This window comes from Cytophagales bacterium, from assembly GCA_019456305.1.
Lineage (GTDB): Bacteria > Bacteroidota > Bacteroidia > Cytophagales > VRUD01 > VRUD01.
The window spans coordinates 22,669-29,435 of the sequence record VRUD01000058.1 but is presented as its reverse complement, the minus strand read 5'-3'; the positions used below and the strand labels follow the sequence as shown (position 1 = coordinate 29,435).

Here is a 6,767-nt window from a genome sequence, read left to right as displayed (position 1 = left end):
ATCCTATGCTGATGAGTAAATTTATAATTTTTAGAAGTAATTTTATTAGTTTATAAATTTAATCGGACAACAGTGATAATATATTAAACATTCGACTTTATAGACAAGCCCTAATTAACCCCTATAATTGCTCTACAAAATCTAAAATAAGCTTAAAAATCCCTTCAAATCCAGTAAGCGGTAAAGTTTCAGGTATGTCGTAAATATCATGATAGTGTTTTGGGTTTCCTAATGTATAGAAGAAAAATGAAGGTACCCCTTTTTCAGTAAAGAAAAAATGATCGGAATTGGCAGCTTCACCTCTTTTTTTTATCTGCGGCAGGTAATTGCGCTGCTGGTTTATTTTCATGAGTTTTTCAAATTCCTTGTTAAAAATCGTGCCGTTTACCACGGTCATACCCTCCTGCCCGGTTCCCATTAAGTCAAGATTGATAAGGAATTTGATCCTCCTTAGTGGGAATAAGGGATTTTGGGTATAATATTTTGAACCTGCCAGACCAGCCTCTTCTCCCCCAAATGCAATAAATACGATTGAACAATGCGGTTCATTTCCAGGCATTGCATAATAACGTGCCAATTCCAGCAGCATCGCTACACCGCTTGCATTATCATTGGCGCCGGGGAAATAAACATCATTGCCCATCATTCCCAGGTGATCGTAATGTGCTGAAAATACAAGAAAAGTATCAGGGACTTCTTTACCTTTAATAAAACCAATTATATTCTGAGACTGGTAATTTTCAATAAGTTCGGCATCAACCCGAAATCTTACTTTGATTTTTTTTACCTGATCAGACATGTCATTTCTTTTTTTCTGTGTTTTAGTATCAATAAGTGATTTATCGTTATGCGTAATAACTCTCTGTTTGGAAGAAATGCCATGTCTTCCTACATATAAAGGCCAATCAGATTTTTTTATTTCAAAAAATGGATTGCTAAGCTGGCTATTGGAGATACTAACCGTAAGCTTCTTTTCTCTCAATTCAATGATGGCCTTTGATTCGTGTATTTTATTAATAAATTCTAATGGCAATTCTAAAAGTTGCCCGTAGTGTTTTGCATCATATACGAAAACTTTTTTTTTGTTAGACTGTTCGAGGAATTGTTCTCTGGCATCTTTTCCTGCCTGCGCCTTTTGGGCTCCCGCCTCTGATAGATCTTTGGCCTGTCCGCCAGACAGGCGGGCAGGCAGGTCGGTAAAAATCAAAGTATCAAGGTATTGAACTTTACATCTGCCTTTACCTTTCCTGGAAATAGCGTCCACGATAAAATCCTTCCCTGGCAGTAAATCGTTACCATTTATTTTTAGCTTTATTTTTTTAGGAAAGGTATTTACATCAAGATTAAAATATTGCAGGTAAGAACTCCTGAAAATTTTGACGCCTATATTTTCGAATTGAGCTTTAATAAATTCTGCGGCTATTTTATCTCCGGCATTTACATAGCCCCTTCCGTGCATACTAACAGAGCAGAGGGTATCAATGGTTTGTCTCGCTCTTTGGATGTCCTGAGAAAAAAGAGGGCCAAAAATAATAATTGCTATTCCTAACAGGGCGCTCCGATTTATCTGGATGAACAAGTTGGGGGATGCAAAGAATCTCATCATCAGACCTGTCATTCCGAGTGCAGTGTGGGTAGAGTTTGGGAGCAAGCGAGGAATCTCCTTATTTGAATTACTTACTCTTTTATCAGGGGATTCCTCGTTCGCGCCTTGCCCACTTGCCGACCCAGCACTCGGAATGACAAGTATTGTTTTAATGGTTTGATTGTTATTTTTATTTTTTAATTTTATCCAGAATTTATGTGCGGGGTTTAACACGCTATTCTAAAATATAGCCTTTATTTATTGTCACAGGGATATTTGAAGGGAAGAGGCGAACGGGAAATATCATAAAATAAAGACGTAATCTTTAATTACAGTGTAAACAATATCGGGATCACCATTTTCACTCTCACAGCTCTTCCTCTTTGTTTTCCAGGATTCCATTTCGGAGCTTTTTTCACTACCCTCACAGCTTCCTGGTCACAACCCATGCCTATACCCTTTACCGCTTTTACATCTGTAAGCGAACCATCTTTATCAACCACGAATTGTATATATACCCTTCCCTGTACCCCAGCCCTCCTTGCCTGTTCAGGATAGTTTATATGAGATCCTATATATTTGTTAAATGCCTGGATCCCACCCTTAGGTTCCGGTTGTTTTTCTACTACCAGGAATATCTTATCCGTATCTTCCTCTTCCGGAGCATCTTCTACAGCAATCACAGTATCTTCATCAAATTCCACATCAAGATCTACTTCTATTTCATCCTCTATTTCTTCTTCATCTAGTACTTCAATGATCTCTATTACTTTTTCGGGGGGAGGCGGTGGCGGCTGTTCAGTAATTGGAATTTCTATTTGTTCTTCAAATTCATCCAACTTTCCCAGACTCAGTAGTCCTCCTTCAAAAGTCTTCCATTCAAATGCTACGATCACTATAAAAAGACTGAGCAGAAAGCCAATACTTAAAAATACGCCTCTTGATCTGTTTAGATCTGCTTCGGGTTTTTTCTTTGGTTCCATAGCTTTTAGGTTTTTGGATATTTGGTTAACAGTTTTTTGCAATTCATAAATGTAAGAAAGTTGATTATTTTTCAAAAATCAATACTTTTCCGATTTCTTTTAAATTATGTTTGTTCTTTTGAAGTTCAGCGCCAATTTTTTCTAAATATTGTTTTGTTTTTCTATCATAATATCGTTCTCCACAATCTTTACACACAGGTATTTTAATTGGAACATATATAATATCATGACCAATATTAAATTCCTCATTTACATTAATAGGTATTATTTGTTCACTATGACAAATTACACATTTCATATTTTTTTTCTCTTTTGAATCAAGACATAAAATGATAGTAAATTTAATAATTATATCTATTGAGTAAAACGTATACTTATATGAGAATATTGTTTATCCAAAAATTACCTGCCGCTAACTACTAATACCACCTTTAAAGACTTCTCAACTTAAAAGTTGAGATACAACGTCTCTGCAAATTGTAGAGACGTTGCATGCAACGTCTCTACAAGTCGGGACTACTTACTGCTGACTGCTTTCTCATATTCCTCAGCAGATAATAAACTCTCAATTTCTTCAGCTTTGTCAATACTGATTTTGACTATCCAGCCTTTGCCGTAGGGGTCGCTATTGACCAATTCCGGATTAGATTCCAATTCTTCATTTACTTCCAGAATTTCACCTGAAACAGGAGCAAACAGGTCCGAAACGGTTTTCACGGCTTCCACTGTTCCTAAAACATCACCCTTAGAGATTTTTTCAGCATCAATTTCAATATAGACGATATCCCCTAATTCATTCTGGGCAAAGTCAGTAATGCCTACATAAGCTGCGTCACCATCTATTCTTAACCATTCATGGTCTTCGGTGTATTTCAAATCTTTTGGTAGCTTCATACTTGGTTCTGGATCTATAGAATACAAAAGTCATAAATTGTCAAGTTTCATTCTGAGTACACTGGATTGTACTTAATAACTTGATTGGGAATTAATATTAGCGTTCAAAGATAGAACTTTTTATTTTAGACTCACAAGGATTTTCTTTAAAAATTTTGAACCAAAGAATTTAGTTCATTATTTAAATCAGGTTTAAAAATGTATTTAATAAAAAAATAATTAATATTGCGGTTCGTTATAAAATTCTCATTATTAAAAATTGATTAATGGTCAGAATAACCAACGTAGCAAACCAACAAATCAATAACCATGAAAGACAAAGTAATATATAGCGCGAAGCGCAGGGCGCATCGCGCATGGAGTCACCCTCGCACAAGCTTTCTTTCCACGCGAATTGGCGGGGCCATGCGCTATGTGCTATGCGTTTTTTTAATCTTAGGGGTTCAAAATTTTGAACCCACTTCGTGCCACGCACAAAAAAAATCAAAAAAGCAGCCGGCAATCGTAAAATTAGGCCAGAAGCAGGTGTCTGTTTCAGAATTTCAGTATGTTTATAATAAGAACAATGCAAATGCTGAGGACGCAAACACCAAAGAGAGCATTAACGAGTATCTTGAGCTGTACATTAATTTTAAGCTCAAGGTGATGGAAGCTGAAGACATGGGGCTGGATACAACAGCGAAGTTCAGAGAAGAATTGGAAGGATACAAAAAGCAGCTTGCCAAACCATATTTGACCGAGAAAGAGGTCACGAAAAAGATCATTAAAGAAGCTTATGAACGGCTCAAAGAAGAAGTGAAATGCTCGCACATTTTAATTTCAGTTGATGTGAATGCTGAGCCGGATGATACGCTCACAGCGTTTAATAAAATAGTTGAAATAAGAAAAAAAGCGGTTAACGGTGAAGATTTTGGAGTGCTTGCTCAACAATTTTCACAAGACCAATCAGCAAAATCAAATAAAGGAGAGCTGCCATACTTTACGGCATTGCAAATGGTTTACCCATTTGAGAATGCAGCTTACCTTACTAAAGTTAAGGAAATATCCAAACCTGTCCGTACAAAGTTTGGATACCATATTGTAAAAGTATTAAACAAGAGGCCTTCAAGAGATGAGATAAAAACAGCTCATATTATGGTTAGAACATCAGCAGGAGTATCAAAAGAAGATGCCGAGGCAGCAAAACAAAAGATTGATGACGTCTATAACCAGTTAAAACAGGGCAAAGAATGGGAAAAACTTTGTGCTCAGTTTTCAGAAGATGCTTCTTCAGCTTCTAAAGGAGGTGAGCTGCCCTGGTTTAGTACTGGAAAGATGAATCTTCCCACTTTTGAAGACGCTGCTTCTATACTAAACAGCCCCGGAGATATATCCGAACCAGTGCTTACACCCTACGGATGGCATATCATAAAGCTGATAGATAAAAAAGCTTTTGGGTCTTTTGAAGATCTGCAGCCAATGCTAAAATCAAAAGTAACTAAAGATTCCCGTAGTGAACTTAGCAGAATCGCATTGATAAAAAAGTTGAAAAAAGAAAATAATTTTGTGGAATATCCAAAAGCCCTGGAAAAAGCGCTGCTGCAGGCAGATCCTTCATTAATTCAAGCTAAATGGAACTTTGACAAGAACAACAAAGTTAATAAAGCCACTTTATTCAAGATCAATAAGCAAAAATATACAATTAACGACCTGTTCGGTTATATATATAAAAAACAAAAAAGAAGCAAAAATATTTCACCCACCCATTATATGAGAATTTTGTATAAGAATTTTACTGAAGAAAGCGTTATGAATTATGAAGAAGCTCATTTAGGAGAAAAATACAGCGATTACAATCTACTCTTAAAAGAATATAGAGACGGGATACTGCTTTTCCAGCTAATGGATCAAAAAGTCTGGTCAAGAGCTATCACTGACACTACTGGTCAAAAAGAGCTATATGAAAAAAATAGTGAGAATTACATGTGGGATATACGTTTGTTTGGCACTATTTACGATTGTGCTGATCCTGATATTTTGAATAAGTTAAAACAAGTGCTTAAAAAACAAAAGAGCGTTACAGGCCTGGCAGAATCAATTAATAAAAATACGCCCGGAGGATTAAAAATCATATATGGGCCTTTTCAAAAAGGAGAAAATGATTTAACAGACTCCATTGAATGGAAAGTTGGTAGTTATACTTTAAAGAAAAAAGAACCCGGCTTTGATCCGGCAGTCAGGATCAATTATATCGTGGTAAGTAGCATTGAAGACCCTATGCCAAAAACATTACAGGAAGCCCGGGGACTTGTAATTTCTGATCTTCAAAACCACCTCGAAAAGCAATGGAATAAAAGTTTAAGAGAAAAATATTCGGTTGTTGTAAATAATGATGAAGTTCAAAAGTTAATTAAAAAATAAATTAACTGATAAATGACTTTAGCGCCTAATGAGAACTCATATAATAGCCCTGATACTACTTCTAACAACAACATCTTGCAAAGAGATAACGACTATCTACAACGATTTAATAACAAAAAAAATTACAGAACAGGAGACTGCTATTGCTAAGGTTCATGAGAAATACCTCTATTTGAAGGATATTGAAAGAATAGTTCCAAAGGGTACATCTTCACAAGATAGTGCCAGTTTTGTAAACAGATATATTGAGTCATGGATCAGAAAACAGCTCATGCTTTCAAAAGCGGGAGAAATTGATATAGATAAAGTTGAAATTGAAAGAAAAATACAGGATTATCAATATGCCCTTATAGTTTACGAGTACCAAAAAAATCATATAAAAGAAAACTTAGATACTACGATTACCGTCAAGAAGATTGAGCAGTACTACAAAGCAAATCTTGCAAATTTTGAATTAAAGCAAAATATCGTAAAAGGCAGATTTATAAAAATCCCGATCGATGCACCTAAAACAGATCAGGTAAAAAAGTGGGTAAAATCTGAGAAAAATGAAGAACTAAAAGAATTGAAGTCATATTGCTTCCGGTTCGCGACCTTGTATTCACTTGAAGATTCTATATGGTTTAATTTTGATGAGGTTATCCAAAACACTCCTTTTAAAAGCATTCCCAATAAAATACAGTTTTTACATAATAACAGATATATTGAAGCTGAAGATTCTAATTTCATCTATATTTTAAAAATAAATGATTATGAGATTACAGATCAGATCTCGCCTTTGGAATTTGTAAAAGAAACTATCAGAAATATTATTATCAATAGAAGAAAGGTAGAGCTTATTCGTAATCTCGAAGAATCCATCTACAAGAGTGCAAAACTCAATGATGAGTTTGAGATATATTAGA

General features: G+C 35.4%; 6 protein-coding genes. 2 read left to right on the top strand and 4 right to left on the bottom strand.

The annotated features are described in order from the left end of the window. Positions 1–121: 121 nt before the first annotated feature. The 4 genes from FVQ77_12450 to gcvH form a co-directional block, all read right to left on the bottom strand. Positions 122–1,819 (bottom strand): M20/M25/M40 family metallo-hydrolase, encoded by a 1,698-nt coding sequence (locus tag FVQ77_12450; protein ID MBW8051124.1) that lies wholly within the window; start codon positions 1,817–1,819, stop codon positions 122–124. Between the two features lie 95 nt (positions 1,820–1,914). Further along, positions 1,915–2,568: an energy transducer TonB gene (locus FVQ77_12445; protein ID MBW8051123.1), complete on the bottom strand. Its 654-nt coding sequence runs from the start codon at positions 2,566–2,568 to the stop codon at positions 1,915–1,917. A gap of 64 nt (positions 2,569–2,632) precedes the next feature. Continuing rightward, the gene (locus FVQ77_12440) at positions 2,633–2,866 is read right to left on the bottom strand and encodes a YgiT-type zinc finger protein (protein ID MBW8051122.1); all 234 of its coding nucleotides are present in this window, start codon (positions 2,864–2,866) and stop codon (positions 2,633–2,635) included. 218 nt (positions 2,867–3,084) lie between these two features. Next, positions 3,085–3,462, bottom strand: a complete 378-nt coding sequence (gcvH, locus tag FVQ77_12435; GenBank protein MBW8051121.1) for a glycine cleavage system protein GcvH — start codon at positions 3,460–3,462, stop codon at positions 3,085–3,087. 405 nt (positions 3,463–3,867) lie between these two features. Here gcvH and FVQ77_12430 point away from each other — a divergent pair, with 405 nt between their 5' ends. Together FVQ77_12430 and FVQ77_12425 are read left to right on the top strand one after the other, a co-directional pair. Beyond that, positions 3,868–5,862, top strand: coding sequence for a peptidylprolyl isomerase (locus FVQ77_12430; GenBank protein MBW8051120.1), 1,995 nt, complete (start codon positions 3,868–3,870; stop codon positions 5,860–5,862). Between the two features lie 28 nt (positions 5,863–5,890). Next, positions 5,891–6,766, top strand: coding sequence for a peptidyl-prolyl cis-trans isomerase (locus FVQ77_12425; protein MBW8051119.1), 876 nt, complete (start codon positions 5,891–5,893; stop codon positions 6,764–6,766). Position 6,767: the final 1 nt, after the last annotated feature.